This window comes from Arsenophonus endosymbiont of Aleurodicus floccissimus, from assembly GCF_900343025.1.
Taxonomy (GTDB): domain Bacteria; phylum Pseudomonadota; class Gammaproteobacteria; order Enterobacterales; family Enterobacteriaceae; genus Arsenophonus.
In genome coordinates this window covers 17868-39376 of record NZ_OUND01000004.1, presented here as the reverse complement: position 1 = coordinate 39376, position 21509 = coordinate 17868, and the positions used below count along the sequence as shown (strand labels likewise).

Annotated in this window: 7 protein-coding genes and 11 pseudogenes; 11 read left to right on the top strand and 7 right to left on the bottom strand. The window is 36.3% G+C overall.

The window, feature by feature from the left end; translation table 11 throughout:
* The first annotated feature begins 100 nt into the window (after nt 1-100).
* A pseudogene (locus ARADI_RS12375) lies at nt 101-1131 on the top strand (magnesium transporter).
* A 26-nt stretch (nt 1132-1157) separates the two neighbouring features.
* On the opposite strand, the gene ARADI_RS12370 reads toward ARADI_RS12375, so the two are convergent.
* Nucleotides 1158-1664 carry a SprT family zinc-dependent metalloprotease gene (locus tag ARADI_RS12370; protein WP_119712249.1) on the bottom strand — a complete coding sequence of 169 codons (507 nt, stop codon included), beginning with the start codon at nt 1662-1664 and terminating at the stop codon, nt 1158-1160.
* Nucleotides 1665-1854: 190 nt separating this feature from the next.
* Nucleotides 1855-3009, bottom strand: coding sequence for a methionine adenosyltransferase (gene metK, locus ARADI_RS12365; protein ID WP_119712248.1), 1155 nt, complete (start codon nt 3007-3009; stop codon nt 1855-1857).
* A gap of 658 nt (nt 3010-3667) precedes the next feature.
* Here metK and speA point away from each other — a divergent pair.
* The 4 genes and pseudogenes from speA to ARADI_RS12345 all read left to right on the top strand — a co-directional run bounded on the left by speA (nt 3668) and on the right by ARADI_RS12345 (nt 7887).
* Nucleotides 3668-5574: pseudogene (gene speA, locus ARADI_RS12360) on the top strand (biosynthetic arginine decarboxylase).
* A gap of 148 nt (nt 5575-5722) precedes the next feature.
* Nucleotides 5723-6708 (top strand): annotated as a pseudogene (gene speB, locus ARADI_RS12355) (agmatinase).
* 257 nt (nt 6709-6965) lie between these two features.
* Nucleotides 6966-7106 carry an anthrax toxin-like adenylyl cyclase domain-containing protein gene (locus ARADI_RS21150; protein ID WP_182853241.1) on the top strand — a complete coding sequence of 47 codons (141 nt, stop codon included), beginning with the start codon at nt 6966-6968 and terminating at the stop codon, nt 7104-7106.
* A complete protein-coding gene (locus ARADI_RS12345) occupies nt 7099-7887 on the top strand; it encodes an anthrax toxin-like adenylyl cyclase domain-containing protein (protein ID WP_119712246.1) in 789 nt (262 codons plus the stop codon). The genes ARADI_RS21150 and ARADI_RS12345 overlap by 8 nt, the downstream gene beginning before the upstream one ends.
* Nucleotides 7888-7956: 69 nt before the next feature.
* On the opposite strand, the gene mutH is transcribed toward ARADI_RS12345, so the two are convergent.
* The 5 genes and pseudogenes from mutH to leuA form a co-directional block, all read right to left on the bottom strand.
* A complete protein-coding gene (gene mutH, locus ARADI_RS12340) occupies nt 7957-8652 on the bottom strand; it encodes a DNA mismatch repair endonuclease MutH (protein WP_119712245.1) in 696 nt (231 codons plus the stop codon).
* Between the two features lie 714 nt (nt 8653-9366).
* Nucleotides 9367-9971 (bottom strand): annotated as a pseudogene (gene leuD, locus ARADI_RS12335) (3-isopropylmalate dehydratase small subunit).
* Nucleotides 9968-11403, bottom strand: a pseudogene (leuC, locus tag ARADI_RS12330) (3-isopropylmalate dehydratase large subunit). The pseudogenes leuD and leuC overlap by 4 nt, the downstream one beginning before the upstream one ends.
* Before the next feature lie 3 nt (nt 11404-11406).
* A pseudogene (gene leuB, locus ARADI_RS12325) lies at nt 11407-12388 on the bottom strand (3-isopropylmalate dehydrogenase).
* A 162-nt stretch (nt 12389-12550) separates the two neighbouring features.
* A pseudogene (gene leuA / locus ARADI_RS12320) lies at nt 12551-14046 on the bottom strand (2-isopropylmalate synthase).
* A gap of 915 nt (nt 14047-14961) precedes the next feature.
* Here leuA and leuO point away from each other — a divergent pair.
* The 6 genes and pseudogenes from leuO to ftsL all read left to right on the top strand — a co-directional run bounded on the left by leuO (nt 14962) and on the right by ftsL (nt 21492).
* Nucleotides 14962-15907: pseudogene (leuO, locus tag ARADI_RS12310) on the top strand (transcriptional regulator LeuO).
* A 406-nt stretch (nt 15908-16313) separates the two neighbouring features.
* Nucleotides 16314-17974: pseudogene (locus ARADI_RS12305) on the top strand (AMP-dependent synthetase/ligase).
* 133 nt (nt 17975-18107) lie between these two features.
* A pseudogene (gene cra, locus ARADI_RS12300) lies at nt 18108-19063 on the top strand (catabolite repressor/activator).
* Nucleotides 19064-19758: 695 nt separating this feature from the next.
* Nucleotides 19759-20181, top strand: a pseudogene (gene mraZ, locus ARADI_RS12295) (division/cell wall cluster transcriptional repressor MraZ).
* A gap of 37 nt (nt 20182-20218) precedes the next feature.
* On the top strand, nt 20219-21169 hold the full coding sequence (gene rsmH, locus ARADI_RS12290) for a 16S rRNA (cytosine(1402)-N(4))-methyltransferase RsmH (RefSeq protein ID WP_119712243.1): 951 nt from the start codon (nt 20219-20221) through the stop codon (nt 21167-21169).
* A 5-nt stretch (nt 21170-21174) separates the two neighbouring features.
* The gene (gene ftsL, locus ARADI_RS12285; protein WP_119712356.1) at nt 21175-21492 is read left to right on the top strand and encodes a cell division protein FtsL; all 318 of its coding nucleotides are present in this window, start codon (nt 21175-21177) and stop codon (nt 21490-21492) included.
* Nucleotides 21493-21509: the final 17 nt, after the last annotated feature.

Genomic DNA, 21509 nt, shown 5'->3' with positions numbered 1-21509 from the left:
TCTAGTTTTGCCCTTATATTGAAAACTGTTTGCAGTTTATAACAGTGATAGGGTTTCGAAAATGAAGTTAACATTCTTACAAAAAACGGCTCCCAATGTGATGTGTCCGGCCAATAGCCCTACAGAAAATTTCAATGAGCGACATCATAATAAATTTGATGAAGTGAAAGTTAGTGTATATATGAGCCAATCTTATATTGCAGTTTCTATGAATGATTCTGTTGCCGCTATTAAAAATAATCTGGCTAATATAATTCCCGGCGATCAAATCCCGACTTATCTTTATGTAATTGATAAAAATAAATATCTGAATGGTTTGTTATTAATGAAAACATTATTAATCATCATCAGATGAATTATTTGTATCAGATATTATGCAATGTGATTTTTTTTCTGTTTTACCATATCAATCACGTGAAGCAGTGTTTGCTCTTCTCAATCATTGTGATGTTGATTCTATTCCGGTTGTGTAGTTTTCTAAACTAAAAGGGGTATTACGTGCTCAAGATATTGCTGAATTAATTGAGGATGGGAAATACCAAGATGCACATCTACAAGGCGCTACGCTACCTTTAGAAGTGCCTTATATGTCAACCAGCCTAATAACATTATAGCGTAAACGTGTTGTTTGGTTATTAATGTTATTTGTGGCTGAAGCTTATACATGTACAGTATTGAAAGCTTTTTCTGATCAGTTGAAATCTGCTATTTCATTAGCTTTCTTTATTCCTTTATTAATTGGCACCGGCGGTAATAGTTAGTGGTACTCAGATAACTTCTACTTTAGTGCGAGCAATGGCATTAGGGGAAGTAAGTTTACGTAATTTAGGTGCTGTGCTTAAAAAAGAGATATCTACATCATTTTTAGTGGCACTAACGATAGGTTGTGTTGGCATATTTTGTACCTGGATCCTGGACGTAGACTATTAAGTTACTCTAGTTGTCGGTTTGACTGTGATGGTAATTACTGTGTGGAGTGCGATTATTTCTTCGATTATTCCAATGGTACTGAAAAAATTGAATATTGATCCTGCGATTGTTTCTGTTCCCTTTATTGCAACTTTTATTGATGGCACAGGATTAATTATTTACTTTGAAATTGCTAAGATGATTATGACTGATTTAGCTTGATCAACAAAGGAGAGTGATTTGCTCTCCTATTGATTTTGCCAAATAAGATATTGACCACATTTTTTGCAAATATACTCCCCTTTGCCGAGTTGGATTTTGTTGTGCCGGCGTAGGGTTAATTGATGGGATAGGTCGCACTTGCAATGGTAATGAAAAATCCACTTATGAACTGAGGTTAATGCAAACTGATAAATTTTCTGTGGTGGAGCATCAAGGATTATTGGCATAATCCATTTCCATTCTTTACCATGAGCGTCTATTTTGCCAAAACAGTGATAAACCAATAAATGGGCTAATTCATGTGGAATAACTTGATTGATAAAAATTTCACCATTTTCAATCAGTGAAATGGGATTAAGATGTATTTCCCACGCCTCCAGGTGAGCACTACCGGCGATGGTTCCTCGTTGTCGGTAATTAATCAACGGTTCTGTAAAGGTTTTTCCCAATTTGGTACTCGCTATAGCCAGTTTGTTGCGCAATACTCGCATGACAATCTGTTGTAAAGCGATAGGTACTCGATGTGATTTTATATTATTAATATGGTTAAATGGGCTAAGCGTGAGCTTAGAGCAAACGTAATTAATTTATTATGGTATTTTTTAAATAATCGTTAAAAAAATTTAATAACTAATTGCTATTTTTGCATAGTTCCAAAATAACAAAAGGGAAAGTTATCTAACTGTCCCTTTGCTGTTTTAACAAGATAAAATCGACGATTAGTTAGTTAAAACCGACGGCTGCGCGAAGTTCAGCAACTTTATCTGTTTTTTCCCATGGGAATTGAGAGCGGCCAAAATGTCCATACGCGGCAGTTTGACGGTAAATAGGCTGTAATAAATTGAGCATTTTGACTAGACCATAAGGACGTAAGTCAAAAATTTCATGCACTAAATGAACTAATTTTTCATTGGCTATTTTTTCAGTACCGAAAGTTTCGATCATGATGGATGTCGGTTCAGCCATACCAATCGCATAAGAAATTTGAATTTCACAACGATCAGCAAGTCCCGCGGCAACAATATTCTTTGCTACGTAGCGCGCTGCATAGGCAGCAGAACGATCGACTTTAGACGGATCTTTGCCAGAAAAAGCCCCGCCACCATGTCGAGCCATGCCACCGTAAGTATCGACAATAATTTTACGACCAGTTAAACCACAATCACCCATTGGACCGCCTATAACAAAACGACCTGTTGGATTAATAAAATAGTTAGTATTTTGCTGTAACCATTCTGTCGGTAATACTGGCTTAATAATTTCTTCCATTACCGTTTCTGATAAGGTGTTTTGGCTAATTTCTTCAGCATGCTGAGTAGATAAGACAATAGTATCAATGCCCACTATTTTATTATTTTCATATTGGAAAGTGATTTGGCTTTTAGCATCTGGACGTAACCAGGGCAAAGTACCATTTTTTCGTACTTCAGCTTGGCGTTCGACTAAACGGTGAGCATAAGTAATTGGCGCTGGCATAAGAACATCGGTTTCGTTATTAGCGTAACCAAACATGATCCCTTGATCGCCCGCACCTTGTTCTAAAGGATTTGTGCGATCGACTCCTTGATTAATATCAGGAGATTGTTTGCCAATTGCACTGATAACAGCACAGGAATTGGCATCAAAACCCATATCAGAGCTGGTATAGCCAATTTCGCGTATCGTGCGCCGCGTAATTTCTTCAATATCTACCCAGGCGCTGGTCGTAATTTCACCGCCAACCATTACCATACCTGTTTTTACATAAGTTTCACATGCAACGCGTGCTTTTGGATCCTGCTCAAGAATTGCATCAAGAACTGCGTCTGAAATTTGATCTGCAATTTTATCAGGATGACCTTCTGATACTGATTCAGAAGTGAAAAGATGTGTGGTCATAGATGTTTTATTACCTTAAAAATTCGGAGAAACTGAATTAGATGTATTACCATCCAGACGTCTATTATAATGTTAATTTTGCGCTATTGCTAGCTGTTTTTTATCTTTGTTGATAGCAAAAATCTGATTTGCTAAATATAGATAAATATGTTGATGTTTTATTCAATTTGATTTTGCATTTTTCTTACGAATAAAGGTATAAACAGCGCGATAACTGATGAACCTTTTTTTTATCAGGCGTTATGCGGTATTATCGGTATTGATACTACTTCCCAATTTAAAATGGTTACGTTCTGAGGCTGAATGTTATAACCATGTTTTGAGATGAATGGGTAATGTTCCATTATCAGCAAATAGCAAATTACCAATCATCACAGCTTAATGTCTGTGTATCCGCTTCTATTTCCTTTCTCTATATTATGGCTTCTAGTCGAAATTATAGGTCGTACTCGAGACAGACTAAAATCATTCATTGATAAGTTGTTTTGCAACTATTAAATAACAGAATGATTGCTGAGTTGTTATGAATCCTTTTTTAGTAAAATAAGAGTTATTGCGCTGTTTCCTGAAATTTTAAAATTTACACGAGAATATTATCTCGTTAGATAGGATATGTTGGGGAAAAAGTGAAGCTCACACTCCATTTCAGGAGATAAGTATGAATAACAATATCGCGCGTAAAATGCAACAAACTTATAATATTACATATTGGGGAGGCGGCTATTACCAAGTTAATGAACAAGGTAATATTACTGTGTGTCCTAATCTTGACCAACCAGAAGCGAAAATTGATTTAGCCGCCTTAGTTGAACAAGTACAGGAAGAATAGCAACATCTACGTTTGCCGGCACTGTTTTATTTTCCGCAAATTTTACAACATCAATTGCGGTCAATTAATGCTGTATTTGAACGGGCACGTCGTGATTATGGCTATCAAGGTGATTACTTTCTGGTCTACCCAATTAAGGTAAATCAGCAACGGCGAGTAATTGAAACTTTAGTGAGATCAGGAGAACCTTTAGGTTTAGAGCCCGGCTCCAAAGCAGAATTAATGGCTGTATTAGCACATGCTGGTATGAAGAAATCAGTGATTGTTTGTAATGGCTATAAAGATCGGGAATATATTCGTTTAGCGTTGATCGGCGAAAAACTTGGCCATAAAGTCTACTTAGTGATTGAAAAAATGACTGAAATTGCCCTAGTTTTGGATGAAGCTAAAAGATTAGATGTTATTCCTCGTTTTGGAGTACGAGCGCATTTGGCGTCACAAGGTTCGGGTAAATGGCAAGCGAGCGGTGGTGAGAAATCAAAATTTGGTTTGGCCACCGCTCAGGTTTTGTAGTTGATTGATGCATTAAAAAGTGAAGTGCGTCTGAAAAGTTTGCAATTATTACATTTCCATTTAGGTTCTCAGATGTCTAATATTCGCGATATTGCCACAGGCGCTAGAGAAGCGGCTCGTTTTTATGTTGAGTTACATAAATTAGGTGTCAAAATTGAGTGTTTTTATGTTGGTGGTGGTCTTGGAGTTGATTATGAGGGACTAGGTCACAATCGGATTGTTCTGTCAATGATTGTTTAAATGAATACGCCAATAATGTTATCTGGGCGATAGGTGAGCTTGTGATGAACATGAGTTAGAGCATCCAACGGTGATCACTGAATCTGGTCGAGCGTTAACCGCGCATCATACCGTATTAGTTTCCAATATAATTGGGGTTGAACGTAATGAATTTACTCAGATCACTCCACCACCGAAAGATACCGAATTATCGCTTATTTCCCTGTGGGAGACATGGAATGAAATGCAATAGAGAAATAGCCGTTCATTACGTGAATGGCTGCATGATAGTCAACTTTCGTTATATGATGTGCATACCCAATATGCCCATGGCATGTTAAATTTGACAGAGCGTGCTTGGGCTGAAGAGCTTTATCTTAATATTTGTCGTCGTATTTAGCAGGATTTAGATCCCAGTAATCGAGCTCATCGTCCTATTATCGATGAGTTACAAGAGCGAATGGCTGATAAGCTATATGTTAACTTTTCGTTATTTCAATCTATACCGGATGCCTGGGGTATTAACCAACTTTTTCCAGTATTACCGATTCAAGGATTAAATGCGCCATTAGAACGGCGGGCGGTTTTATTAGATATTACCTGTGATTCGGATGGTATTATTGATCACTATATAGATGGTGATGGTATCGCTGCTAACATGTCAATGCCTAATTATGATCCAGAAGAGCCACCGATGATAGGTTTTTTTATGGTCGGTGCTTATCAAGAAATATTAGGCAATATGCATAACTTGCTTGGCGATACAGCAGCGATTGACGTCTATATTGATAATTCGGGTGAAGTCAGGTATTTACAAAGTGAAGAGGGGGGATTCGGTGGTGGATATGCTCCATTACGTCAAGCTTGATCCTAACATGTTATTGACGCTTTTTCGTGATCAAGTCAATAGTAAAGATTTGACGAAAAGTTTAAAGGAGCAGTTTTTGGCTGAATTTGAAACAGGATTATATGGTTATACCTATTTAGAAGGTGAGTCAATATAAGTTAGCCAAGGTTATTGAGTAATAAGGGAATAAATCTTAACCGGTGCATCGTAAATCTCGTCCTTTAAGGCAGGGAGGATGCCAGGCAGAAGTGCAGTAGCCTTAATAGTGAAAGTCATTCACTAATAAACAGTTTGAGATAAATTATATGATCAATAATACATTAAATAATCAAGAAGATAACTCTTTGGTTTCTAATGCCTTTGGTTTCATGCGTTTTCTACTCCATTTTTTACCTTATGATAGTGATGCACAATGGGTGATCACCGGTGTTCCTTTTGATATGGCGACATCAGGTCGTCCGGGCAGCCGGCCCATGACGGCTGCTATTCGATAGGTATCAGCAAACCTGGCATGGGAGGGTAAACGTTGGCCATGACAGTTTGACCTCAACGATCAGTTAAAAGTAGTTGATTGCGGAGATCTGGTATTTGCTTTTGGTGATGTACAGGATATGAGCGATAAGTTGCAGGCACATATCGAAAAATTATTGGCATCTAGTAAAAGATGTTTAACCTTTGGTGGTGATCACTTTGTCACGTTACCTTTACTGCGTGCACACGCAAAGCATTTTGGCCCTATGGCGTTGGTTCATTTTGACGCTCATACCGATACTTATAATAATGGTAGTCAATTTGATCATGGTACCATGTTTTACCATGCACCAAATGAAGGATTAATCGATGCCACTCACTCAATTCAGATTAGTATCTGTACCGAATATGATAAGCATAATGGCTTTACAGTGGTGGATGCGGCTTATGTGAATGACGCACCACTGGAAGATATTATTGCTCAGATAAGGTCGACAGTGGGTGAATTACCGGTTTTTTAACCTTTGACATTGATTTCCTGGATCCTGCCTTTGCGCCCGGTACAGGAATGCCGGTTGTCGGAGGGTTAACCAGTGATCGTGCCTTAAAGTTGTTGCGAGCTTTACAACCATTGAATATTGTTGGCATGGATATTATGGAAGTTGCTCCGGCTTATGATCAGTCACAAATTACTGCCTTAGCGGCGGCTACCATCGCGCTGGATATGCTTTATATTCAGGTTAGCAAAAAGCGTCAACTAAATCTATATAATTTTGCAACCAAAATGTGCCATTTACGGCACATTTTTATTTGTGCCTAAGTCAACTAATTATCTATCAAATTGAATGAATATTAGTTAAGACATGCAATTAATCTGAATTTATTTTTTACTTATTAAAGTAAGTTATCTGACGGTTTTTCATGCAACAAAATAGGTAAAATATCGCTCTTTAAATGGCAGGAATAAAGTATAAATGCATCGTATATCTAATAATTTAATCTTAAATTCTGCCTATTATAGACAAATGGCGGAAAAACCAGCTCCTTTCTCTTGTTGTCAGAAAAACCAACCAAAAAGTGGGTATTCCAGTAACGCATTTAAACACCCTTTCTAACTATGCAATTCAAAAAAATCTGATTTACGGTATTCGACCCATTAGTCCATTTGCGACCTCTTTAATTGAAGCCGGTTATCTCACTAAGCCGCTTAATGATTAAAGGGAAAACCGCTGATTGGGGTCCACAAGCCGGATTTATTTGTATTGATCAAAATTTTAGTAAGCTTGTTAGACAGTTAGAACAAGTGCAAAAATACAATGCCTTGATCAGTAAAAATATACAAAATGGTGAAGCGATTAATATGCCTTTGACTATAACCTGCGATAGTATCAACGAACTGATTGAATTAGGTTGTCTTGAATTATCCCGCTCACGTGGTGATAAAATGATTTTGGTAGCACGTTCACCAACTGGGCAGGAATATCAATTTGACGCTATTTATCAATCTAATAGTAATAACCACTATCGAATAGAAATAGCCGGGAAACCGATTTATGTGATGAGTGAACCGAAAATACACGAACCATTTGTCCCTGATTATGATTTATTATTGGTAGCTCCTCATATTAGTGATTATGGCACACTTGATACTGTGATACCGAGCGAACGTAATCATACCAAATTAGGTACCGCAAACCATCGTTTGTTGAAATTAGCCGATGATATTCATCGTGCTTTGGATCGCGATGAACAGCATAAACTTATTCATCATGGTACAGATGTGAATAATGAGTCATTGGAATTAGCAGACAATTTTCCGGTGACACTATTTTTGCCTAAAGCGATCGAAAAATATGCCAAAATAACGGTACTGGATTCAGTGGAGGCACTGGCTGAATTTATTCAAACTGCTAAAAATGAAGGTTATCATGTACCGCTCAATGAGCGTTGGCAAGAAATACCGCATATTCGTCTGGCTTCTTATGAAGAATCTCGTTAACGAATTGAACTGTATTTGCGTAAAATGTCATTATAAAGACCACTCTCTGTAGATAGCTGGGTTAAGTTGTTATTTATGAATTGGTAAATCAAAATGGCGTGCCAGTATTGTAGCAGTAAAATTTTTCTTCAGATAAAATCCACGCGGTAGAGTCATTATTGGTTGGCCGTGTCTACCTATCCCTTCTGTCAAAGCTTTATGATTTGCAGCTTTAGGGCGGATTTGTAGTACCTGGCCATGGCGTGCGGTGATGTTTGCAACCTGACCTAATACGATCATATCCATTAATTCTTCCCAATCTTTTTTAAGCAGCTGCTCTTCTATTGGATTGGGACTCCACAGTAGTGATGAAGCGACTCTGCGCTTTGCTAATGGGATTTGGCGCTCACCTTCAATGGGTATCCATAAAACCCGCGATAGCTTATGACGTACATGACTTGAAAGCCAGGTTACTCCACTATTACCGGTTAAAGCTGCCACACAAACGAAGGTTGTTTCTAATGGTTCACCATAGCGGTTAATAGGGATGGTTTTAAGCTCAATACCAAGATGAGCAAAATCTGCTTCTGCTTTGCTACCAGCATTTGCGCCTAAACAATATTCTAATAACTGACCTACCCAACCTTTAGCACGTCTAAGGTCGTGGGGGACTGCGATACCTGCCTGATAAGCCAGTTCAGCCATGGTATAACCCGCTAGGTTTTTGGCTTTACTCAGTAAACTTTGTTCATCATCAGGGGCCGGCGAGAAAATTGCATAAATCATGCCTGTATAAAAAATAGCCAGTTAAATTTGTACACACAGTGAAAATTTTAACATAGATCGAGTAAATAAGAACAATCTATTGATAATCAAATCATTTTATCCAAGGTCGATATATTTTTTTTCTGTTATGAATTTAATCGAATAGGTAATAAACAGGATCTCAGCTATAGTTATCCACAATTTTACTGGATAACTCTAATAAAAAGCCTTTACTGGTTTAATTTACAGTCTTAACAGGATGGTTTATGTTAAAAAGATCTGTTAGCTTGTTTAACAAAACAGTGTATCCTGTGGATAAAATGGATATTGCTGGATCTTTGTTCATCCTGTTTTGATGGTTAGCTATCAGTTCTGCTTTGAGCTATGTTTAATCAATTAAATTGATTTATCTCTATGAAAAAAATATTAATTTTTTATTTCGAAATTTATCGATTGAAAAAATTATGAAATTATACCCTGTTTACTATAGCTTTTTTCACATGGATATCCACAGAAAAGGTGAATAAATTAATAAATATAGCCCTACATGTGGATAATTTTTTATTATTAATAGATAAATTAAATTTTTTTTCACTAAATAAAACGTAATATAAGATTTAGGCATCTAATTAAATAGAATGTCATCACCTTTTCTAACATTTTAATTAATTTAAATGAAAAGAAAAATAATCAGGCTTTGCCTACATAGTGAGGTAGTGCCTGTTATTTGAACTGTTATCGCAAAAATAGTGGTTGCTGCTCTTCATAACGGGTAATGAACTTTTCATATTGTAAAGTCAATCCGATATTATCTAACTCATTCATCAAGCAATAACGATGAAAATTATCAATGCTAAACAAATAAGTTTTATCCCCAGTAATGACTGTTTGGGTCGTCAAATCAATGGTGAACTGGCAACCTTCATCTTGTTCTACATAGTTAAATAACTGGTTAATTTCTGCTTCATTTAATTTAATTGGTAATAATTGGTTGTTAAAGGCATTGTTATATAAAATATAGGCAAAACTTGGCGCAATAACGGCGCAAAAGCCATAATCTGTTAATCCCCACGGCGCATATGTTTGCGCGATGATCCACAACCGAAATTTTTACGGACTAATAAAATAATGGCCCCTTGGTAACGTGGTTTATTAAGGACAAAATCCGGATTAGGTTGTTGCCCGTTATCGTCCAGGAAACGCCAATCGTGGAAAAGATGTTGACCAAAACCGATTCGAGTGACCTTTTGTAAAAATTGTTTTGGGATGATCACATCAGTATCAATATTGGCAACATCTAAAGCAGCCACTAAGCCGGTATGTTGGATAAATTTTTTCATTTTGCCAATTCCTGTTTTATTTGCTTATTATCGATCTTACGCACATCGACAAAATGGCTATAGATAGTCGCCGCAGCTGCCATTGCTGCACTGACTAAATGAGTTCGACCGCCGCGGCCTTACGCCGTCCTTCAAAATTACGGTTGATGGTGGATGCACAACGTTCGCCAGGAGCAAGGCGATCGTTATTTATTGCTAAGCACATAGAGCAACCCGGTAAACGCCATTCAAAACCCACATCAATAAATTTTTGTATAAACCTTCGTGCTTAGCTTGTGCTTTTACTGGCTCTGAACCAGGAACAACAATTGCTTGTACATTAGCGGCCACTTTTTTGCCTTTCGCAATAGTGGCAGCAGAACGCAAATCTTCAATACGCGAATTAGTGCAAGAACCGATAAATACCTTATAAATCTTAATGTCGGTCAATTTGCTCCTAGCTTGTAAGTCCATATAATTTAATGCTTTCTCTGTAGAAGCATATTAAGTGGTATCGCGCAATTGATTTGGTGACGGCATGAGGCTAGGCTATCGATCGCAATTACTTGCCCTGTGTTAGTTCCCCAGGTAACCTGAGGGGCGATTTCATTAGCATAGATAGTTTTGATAGCATCATAATGAGCACCGGGATCAGTCTTCAGTGTTTTCCAATAACTAACGGCTTGTTGCCACTGTTCTGTGCTTGGTGCAAATTGGTGGCCTTTAATATAATTAAAAGTGGTTTCATCAGGCGCAACAAGACCCGCCTTAGCACCCATTTCAATTGCCATATTGCAACAGTCATTCGGCCTTCCATAGTTAAGTTTTCAATTGCTTCGCCGCAAAATTCAATAACATAACTGGTGCCACCGGCACTACCGATTTTGCCAATCATCACCAGTACCATATCTTTAGCTGTGATGCCATTAGCTAGTTTACCAATGACCTCAATTTTCATGGTTTTAGCTCGAGCTTGTTTTAAGGTTTGCGTGGCCAAGACATGCTCAACTTCAGATGTGCTAATACCAAAAGCTAATGCGCCAAATGCACCATGGGTTGCGGTATGGGAATCACCGCATACGATAGTCATGCCAGGTAAAGTTATGCCTTGTTCTGGTACCATGACGTGGACAATACCTTGGAAAGGGTGCTTTAAATCGTAAAGAGTAATAGCAAATTGTTGATAATTTTTTATCAAGGTTTGCATTTGAATGCAAGCCATCTCACCACTAGCATTAATGTCTTTAGTCTGAGTAGAGACATTGTGATCCATGGTAGCAAAAGTTTTATTGGGTTGTCTGACCGAGCGGTTATGGGCTCTCAATCCATCAAATGCGTGAGGCGAAGTGACTTCATGCAGTAAATGGCGATCGATATAAATTAATGGTGTTTCATTTTCCGTTTCATGGACAATGTGTGCATCGTACAATTTTTGATATAAAGTTCTTGCCATAATCTAAACCTCTTGCATAATATGACTGGCAATAATACTGCCCATTTCATCGGTACTGACAAATTGCTTATCTAATGCCAAATCCTGAGTTCGATAACCTTGCAATAATGTTTTATTGACGGCATTTTCTATCGCATCAGCAATATGTGGTTGGTTGCAGGCTATAACGCATCAATAGCGCTACAGATAAGATTTGCGCAATTGGATTCGCAATATTTTACTAGTTATATCCGGTGCTGAGTCGCCAGCAGGTTCGTATAAGCCAAAATTTTGTTGATTTAAACTGGCGGAAGGTAACAGCGCGATTGAACCGGTAATCATTGCACATTCATCGGAAATAATATCGCCAAAAATATTAGAGCAGAACATCAAATTGAGCAGGATCTTTGATGAGCTGCATAGTGGCATTATCGATATACATATGATTGATTTCGACATCGGGATAAATTTTGGCAATATCATTGACAACTTCTCGCCATAAAATCGAACTTTGCAATACATTAGCTTTGTCTATTGATGTTACTTTATAGCTTCGTTTACGCGCTGCCTGAAAAGCGATATGTGCAATGTGTTCTATTTCAAAACGATGATAAATCTCGGTATCAAAGGCTTTTTCATCAATACCAGCTCCAACACGTCCTTTAGGTTGACCAAAATAGATCCCACCGGTTAATTCACGCACACAAAGAATATTAAAACCTTTTGCTGTAATATCCGTCCGCAATGGACAGAAGTTATTTAAACTAGGATATAGACGAGCAGGTTGTAGGTTACTAAATAACTGAAAATGTTTACGTAATGGTAATAATGCGCCACGCTCAGGCTGACTAGCAGGCGGCAGGTGTTCCCATTGTGGGCCACCAATTGAACCAAAGAGTATCGCATCCACTTGTTGGCAACCTGAAAGTGTTGCAGATGGTAATGGCTGACCATGGCGCTCAATAGCAATTCCGCCGACATCATATTCATGCGTTACGATGGTCAAATTAAACTATTGGCCAATAGCAGCAACACCTTTAAGGCTTATGCCATAACTTCAGGGCCAATACCATCACTGGGTAAGACAGCAATATTATAATTACTAGCCATATTATTGAATTACCTCTGTATTGCAGTGGTTTTTTTGTTTTTTCACTAATTTTGTGCGTCAAATGTTATTTAACACGTTGATCATTGCCATAGCGGACGATTCGACAATATCGGTTTCCAGGCCGATACCATGAAAACGACGGCCAAAGCATTTAGCAACGATATCAACTTGACCTAAAGCTTCATTGCCATGACCTTTAGCGGATAACTGGTAGGAAATCAGTTTAATGGGATATTTGGCTATTTTATTAATGGCCTAATAAATCGCATCTACGGGGCCATTGCCTGTTGCTGCTTCAGATTTTTCCTTATCGCCACAGATTATTTTTATTGTGGCTGTGGCAAGTAAATTTGAGCCAGATTGGACACTGAAATAGGTTAAACGGAAAAATTCAGGTTCTTGTTGTTGATTTATGAAAGCCAAAGCTTCTAGGTCATAGTCGAAGATCTGACCTTTTTTATCAGCTAAGTGCAAAAATGCTTCATATAAGCGTTCTAAATTGTAATCTGTATCTTGATATCCCATCTCTGTCATTCGGTACTTTACCGCCGTTCAGCCAGAACGAGAAGTTAGATTTAATTGAGTTTCTCTTAAGCCAATGGATGCTGGTGTCATAATTTCATAAGTTTCTCGATTCTTTAGTATACCATCTTGATGGATTTCTGAAGAATGTGAGAAGACATTACTGCCAACGATCGCTTTATTAGCAGGGATAGGGGCATTACATAAATTGCTGACTAATTGACTGGTACGGTAAATTTCTTGCTGATTAATATTTGTGGTGACGGCTAACATTTTTTGGCGCACTTTAATTGCCATAATAATTTCTTCTAAGGCACAATTGCCAGCGCGTTCTCCTAAACCATTAATCGTTCCTTCTACTTGTCGAGCACCGGCTTGAATTGCAGTAATAAAATTGGCTACCGCCATACCTAAATCATTATGACAGTGGACCGAAATAATGGCTTTATCGATGTTTGGTACCTGATTAAAAAGATCTTTAATAATATTGCCAAATTGAGCAGGGATAGTATAACCGACAGTACCAGGGATATTAATCGTTGTTGCACCAGAATTGATTGCTGTTTCCACGATCCGGCATAAATTGTCAGGATTAGTGCGTCCAGCATCTTCACAGAAAAATTCTACGTCATCAGTATAATGTCTGGCGTGCTTAATAGAGTGGCTAGCGAGGGCTAAAATATCGTTAAATGAACTTTTTAATTTATGTTTAATGTGCATGAGGAGGTTGCTAAAAAAAGGTGTAACCTAAAACTATTGGCAACTTTTAATGCTTCAGTGGCGACATCAATGTCGCTATCAATACAGCGTGCCAAACCACATATACGGCTATTTTAAATTTCTTTGGCAATGGTTTGCACAGATTTAAAATCTTCCTGCGAGGAGACTGGAAAGCCGGCTTCAATAATATCGACGCCTAAACGTTCCAAAGCATAAGCAATTTGTAATTTTTCTTTGGCGCTTAAACTTGCTTGTAAAGGTTGTTCGCCATCACGTCATGTTGTATCAAAGATAATAATATTATTGCTCATACTGTTTGTTTCTTTATCGTGTTCTTGCTTGTTATCGGTTCTTTTATTAGTAAGTTTATAGAAAGTGCTATTTAGTTAGATTGTAGGTATAAAAAACCGCGCAGATGCGCGGTTTTTTTATTGCGGGTGGATATTAATAACTTCGTTCACCGATAAGCATACCGCGCACAGAAAATGCGAGAAGTAGTAGGCTTAGTAGGTGAATAAAAAGATACATAAAAAATATTTCACCCTATTAATATCAAAGATATTATCTTTGTAATTACCTGATTTTTATCATTATGTCAACATGAAATAAAAATTTATTTTGTTAATATAGCAAATATTTTTACTAAGATATATGGCAAAATTTTATATTTTTAATATTATTTTTATCTATTCATTTAATTCAAAAAACTGATTAAATTTCGTTAAAAATTAATTCTATTATATTTAATTAATTTTGTTAATGTTTCTTAATTGTGAAGTATAAAATTAGTTTAATAAAAATATATTAGGAAGTGCTTGTTATAAAATAAGTAAAGGAAATATTGAATAAGCAATAATTTATTCTGTGATGAATCTGATAATTTATTATGAATAATAAGAATTGAATAATTTTATTATAAATTCTACCATGCTTTATTTTATCATCTAATTGAAGGATTAATAGATGGATATTTAATTTTATTATTCATTGATTATGTAAATGTTGAAGGGTAATAATTCTATAATTAGGGTTTTGGTAAAATGATTTTTAAACTGATCAGTTAATGTTAAGGCATGGAAGCTAAAATAATTTTAAAAATTAAATGGTTCGCTTAATTTATTTTAATGAATTTAATAATAAAACAACATACCTAAGTTAATAATTAATTAGGTTAATCTTTTATTTTTATTCATTGAACATACATATATATCAAGTGGAGTAAAATAATGACTGACTACAACACAGTTTCAGCAACGAAAAAAGAGCCAAGCGATATTCATTTGCGAAATGTTGATTTAAATTTATTAACGGTTTTTGATGTAGTTATGCAGATGTAGAATGTGACCCGTGCAGCGCAAATTTTACGTATGTCACAGCCTGCTGTCAGTAATGCTGTATCGCATCTGAAAGTGATGTTCAATGATGAGCTTTTTGTTCGTTATGGCCGAGGTATTCAGCCAACTTCACGTGCTAAGCAACTATTTGGTCCAGTTAGACAGGCATTACAACTAGTGCATAATGAATTACCAGGTGCAGGATTTGAGCCAGAACAGAGTGAAAGAGTATTTAAATTATCAATATATAGCCCACTAGATATTCGTTTGGCAGCTAGCTAGTATTGTTGCTAGAGTTAAAGAGAATGCACTAAATATTGACGTAATTATTCAATCCTATCTTGATGATAATATTGCCCATCAATTAAAATATCAGGAAACAGAATTTGTTATTAGCTATAACGAATTTGATAAATCTGAATATCATCACCATCCATTATTTAATGATGAATTAGTTTTAGCTGTCTATAATAATCACCCCAATATTAAAAATACAATTTCTGATGATATATTACAGCGTGAAAAAAATGCTGTGGTCTCCATGGATAATATGTGATCTTTTAATAAACCCTATTATCATAATAGCGATCTTTTTCATTCTATTATTTACCAAGAAACAGATTTAAATAGCGTATTAAATATTGTTTCTCAAACTCATTTTGTTGCTATTGTACCAAAATGGCTTGTTGAATATTATTCAAATCAGTTAAATTTAAGATCAGTTGAATTACCTTAGGAAAAAACAGCGCGTCCCTGTTATTTGATCTGGCATGAATCCACAACTCGTAACAAAGGGCATAAGTGGATGAAAACGCAATTAGGACAACTGAGTAACTAATAAATAGAATATTTTTCGTAAATTCTGCAAATAAGTCGACAGGAATAGATAATAACGTTTGAATTAAAGATAGTTTGTAAATTATCCCATTACAATTATCAAATTGATATATAAAATATTTTCTTTTATAAAAGCACTTTTATGCCAAGTTATTGTTACGTTAGTGTGGATTTGGCGTGAACGTGTTTTTTAAATTTCATTAAAGCCTCTTTTTTTATCTAGCAATTATGTATAATGCCGCTATTAGCTAACAGCTATACGCTGAAATTATTTTTTATGACTTTAGCATATATAACCTGTTGTCACTAAATAATTATATTTGGTAAATAAAAGTTCACTAAGGGAAGATATTTTGACTATTGAGAATTTGCATTCTTATCATTTAGTTAACCAGTTTCAATAAAAGATTAATTCGCCAACTTTGGCTAAAAGAGTTGCTTTTAGAGAATGGTCAGCAGCTTATTAAAAACAATTAACCTGGCAAGAAATTGGGCAAAAAACAGAATCTATTTCTTTAGCATTACTTACATTAGGTGTAAACGTACAAGAAAATGTCGCTATTTTTGCCGATAATAGGATGAATTGGTCTTTAACTGATTTGGCTATTCTCCAAATCCGGGCAGTGACAGTGCTTCTCTATTCAACCGGTAATGTCACTCAGGCTACTTATATCTTAAATGATGCTAATATTCGCATTCTATTTGTTAGTGATCAGGTTCAATATGATATTGCTCAGTCGCTATTTGAATTTTGCTCTAAATTAACTGATATTATTGTTTTTAATGAAGATATTGATATTTCTGATTGCCCAACATCAATTAAGTGATTTATTTACATTAATTTATACTTCAGGTACCATCGGTAAGCCGAAAGGTGCGATGCTTGATTATGCCAATATGGCGGCTCAACTTTATTTATATGATAAACGCTTAACATTAACTGACTCAGATATTTCACTCTGTTTTTTACCACTTTCTCATGTTTTTGAGCGAGCTTGGAGTTTCTATGTTATGCATATTGGCGCACAAAATGTCTATTTAACAGATGCTCAAAGTTTTAGAGAAGCTATGGTTGCAGTAAAACCCTCGATGATGTGTGCGGCGCCCCGTTTTTATGAAAAAGTTTATGCTACCATAAATCAGAAAGTTGCCAAAGCGCCTTGGCTTCGTAGACAGTTTTTCAATTGGGCGTTTAATCAAGGTAAACGTCATATAGCACTGGCTTAACAAGGAAAAAAGCAATTGGTTGCATCGTTTTTTTATAGTAATGCGGATAAATGGATATTAACTAAATTAAAAATGATTTTAGGTGGTCGGTTACGTTTTTTACCTGCCGCTGGCGCTCATCTTGATGATAAAGTTTTAGTTTCTTTTTGGCTGTCGGTATCAATATCAAATATGGTTATGGTATGACAGAAACTTGTGCGACAATTTCCTGTTGGGAAGAGAATAATTATTGCTTAGGTTCGATTGGTACACTGCTATCTGATATTCAGGGGCGTATTGGTCAGGAAAATGAGATCCAGGTTAAAGGGCCTATTGTATAATAAGCCAACTGAAACAGCACAGGCCTTCACCCAGGATGGTTGGTTCAAAACGGGAGATAGCGGTAAGCTTGATGCAGTCGGAAACCTTGTTTATTACCGAACGGTTAAAGGATTTAATGAAAACCTCTAATGGAAAATATATTGCTCTTCAGTTGATTGAAGGGACATTAGGTCAAGATCGTTTTATTGAACATATTGCAGTAATCGCTGATGCGCGTAAATTTGTTTCCGCACTAATCGTACCTTGTTTTGATTCACTGGAAGAGTATGCCCATTCAATTAATTTGAAATATTGCTGTCGATTGGAGCTATTACGTAATAGTCGTATTGTTGAACTATTTGATTCACGCCTTAAAGAAATGCAAAAGAATTTTGCTAGTTTTCATCAAGTAAAACGTTTTACTCTGTTACCTATTGGTTTTTCTATGGAAAATGGTGAATTAACTTCCACTTTAAAATTAAGGCGTGTGATCATCGCACAACGATATCAGCGTGAAATTAAATCCATGTACCAAGACTAAATTCTAGTAGGGTTTTCATGGTGAAAAAAAGCAAATTTTGCGGTGAAAATATCTCTTCAGCAAGTTAAAATGGAGCAACATTTATTGTCTCAAGCTTTTGAGACTTTTCCTGTTTGTAAAAGGGGTCATCAACGTGAAATTGGATGAAATTGCCCGTCTAGCCGCAGTTTCCCGCACAACCGCCAATTATGTTATCAATGGTAAAGCTAAACAGTATTGAGTCAGTGATAAGACTGTTGAAAGAGTGATGTCTGTTGTTAAGGAACATAACTATTATCCAAATGTGGTTGCTGCAGGTCTTCGAGCTGGCCGTACGTACCCATTCAATTGGTTTGGTGATCCCAGATTTAGAAAATACCAGTTATACACGGATTGCAAATTATTTTGAGCGTAAAGTACGTGTTACTTATTGCCTGCTCTGAGGATCAACCAGATAACGAAACTCGGTGTATAGGGCACTTACTAAAGCGTCAGGTGGATGCAATATTGTTTCTACCGCTTTAGCCCCTGAACATCCCTTTTATCAGCGCTGGACTAACCGTTCATTACCTATTATTGCGTTAGATCGCGCATTAGAACAACAGCATTTTATTAGTATTGCTAGTAATGATTTACAAGATGCCAAAATGTTAGCAACTGAATTACACAAATTTTCGGTTAAAAAAGTTCTCTATTTAGGTGCGCTACCTGAGCTTTCTGTTAGCTTATTACGTGAACAGGAATTTAGAGAATCTTGGCAAGATAATTTACATTCTGTCACTTATTTATATGCGAGTAGTTATGAACGTTGTGCTGCTGAAGAAATTTTTGCGCAGTGGTTAAATCATAATGAAATGCCGGAAGCGTTTTTTACAACATCATTTTCTCTGTTACAAGGAGTAACGGACGTGATGTTAAAGCGTAATGGGCAATTAGCAAATGATATTGTGATTTCAACTTTTGGTGATAATGAATTGTTAGATTTTTTTTATTTGTCCAGTATTATCGGTTGTTCAACGTCATCAAGCTATTGCTGATAAAGTAATAGAACTGGTATTAGCCAGTTTAAGTGAAAATAATAAGCCAAACATTGGTGTAACACGTATCTAACGTGACCTATGTAGAAGAGGTAGCTTAAGTCGTAAAATTTAACTTAAGTTAAAAAATATTTAATCAAATTTAAAAAATGCGCTATTAAAATGGCGCATTTTTTAAAAATTAATAAACTAATAACAATAAATGATAATAATTCGGATAATTCTTAATAAAATTGTTTCGAATAATAAGATTTACACATAAAATAGTCACGGACTGATATAGAATATTTTTCTATTCAAAGTATAGACTTTGTACGATAAGCGATATAAAAAATTACTGTATATTTATCAGTATGTGCAATATACTGATAAATAATGTAAATTTTAAAATTTTACGACAAATAATTTTTGGAAAGTTTGATTAATTGTTATTTGTATGTATAAAGTGTTATCTGAAGGTTGATTTAAAATGAAGCATTGGATTGGTTGTGTATTTTAGTTTTTATTTCATTTTTTGCGAAATAAATAAGTTTCGACAGTGAATATAAGTATAAAAATTAATTTATTCAATTTTATCATAATGTTAATTGTTTTTAATTTTTTACTCGTCAGAAAACCCACCCAATCATCTTCCAACATTATTCTGTAAATAAAACTAAAGCACCGTGCTGCTGCTTGACAAGATTTTCATACCCTTCGTAAACTCTATAGTAAGTGGGAAATTGTGGTGTAATGTGGTGATTTTTGTAATATAAGGGTTGAAGAGATATGTTTCGTGGCACAACACTCGTCAACCTCGACAGCAAAGGACGATTAACCGTGTCTACGCGTTATCGCGGTATGCTGAACGAGGAGTCTGAAGGGCAGATGGTTTTTACTATCGACCTTCATCAGCCATGCCTATTACTTTATACATTACTTGAATGGGAAATTATTGAAAAAAAACTATCACAACTTTCTACTATGAATCCGGCTGAACGTCGTGTTCAGCGTTTATTACTTGGGCATGCCAGTGAATGTCAGATGGATAATGCATGTCGTCTTTTGCTCGCCAATACTTTGTGGCAACATGCCGGGCTCAAAAAGGCAGTTATGCTGGTTGGTCAAATTAATAAGTTTGAGTTATGGGATGAACAGACTTAGTATCAGCAAGTACAAACAGATATTGAGGCTCAACACAGCACAAATTAACCATTATCAACGCGGTTACAGGATCTATCTCTTTAATATGGCAGACAGTCGGTTTAAACACATCAGTGTGCTTCTTGATGAAGCAGTCAATGGATTGAATATAAAAGCAAATGGTATTTATGTTGACGGTACTTTTGGCCGGGGAGGGCACTCACAATTAATTCTCTCTCGGTTAGGCAGTGAAGGGCGCCTGATAGCGATAGAGAGAGATCCGCATGCAGTGGCAGCCGCTGAAAAAATGATTACTGATGACAGATTTTCAATTAAACATGGTTCTTTTTCTCAGTTACAGACATTTATTGCAGAAGAGGAATTAGTTGGCAAGATTGATGGCGTACTGCTTGATTTAGGTGTTTCATCACCGCAATTAGATGATCCAGAGCGAGGCTTTTCTTTTATGCGTGATGGACTATTAGATATGCGGATGGATCCGACTACAGGTCAATCTGCCGCTGAATGGCTGATGAAGGCGGAAGAATCGGATATAGCCTGGGTATTGAAAACTTATGGTGAAGAACGATTTGCAAAAAGAATTGCAAAAGCGATTGTGGCTCGTAATCATCATTCAGCGGAAGAGCCATTAACACGGACAAAACAACTGGCAGAATTGATAGCACAAGTTAGTCCGTTTAAAGAGAAACATAAACATCCAGCAACGCGATCGTTCCAGGCAATTCGTATTTATATCAATAGTGAATTGGAAGAAATAGCAAAAGCATTAGAGGGTTCATTGAAGGTATTGGCACTGCAGGGACGGTTGTCCATTATTAGTTTTCATTCATTGGAAGATAGATTGGTCAAGCGTTTTATCCAAGAGTATAGCAGAGGACCAAAAGTCCCGGTCGGATTACCATTAACCGATGTGCAATTAAAAGCAATTGGTAGCCCGATATTGAAAGTATTAGGCAAAATGAAACCGACAGCAAGAGAAGTTATCGAAAATCCACGAGCAAGAAGCTCAGTTGTCCGTTTTGCTGAAATGTTGTAATGATAATGACTGCGGAAAAATATAGCTTAATTAGGATCATTGGTTACGATATTTTTCGGCACGGAGCTGTCCCGTTGATTCTATTGATAGTGATTATCATATCAGCGATTTCAATTGTCACAGTCAGTCATCAAACACGATTATTAACAGCACAAAAGGATTTGATGACAGAAGAAAAAGAATCTTTAGATATAGAATGGCGCAATTTGATTTTGGAAGAAAACTCATTAGGAAATCATAGTCGAGTTGAACGCCTTTCGGTTGAAAAGCTACAAATGATCCACGTAGATCTGGCACAAGAACATATTGTGATTACAAAATAGTTTTAGCCAATAGGTAA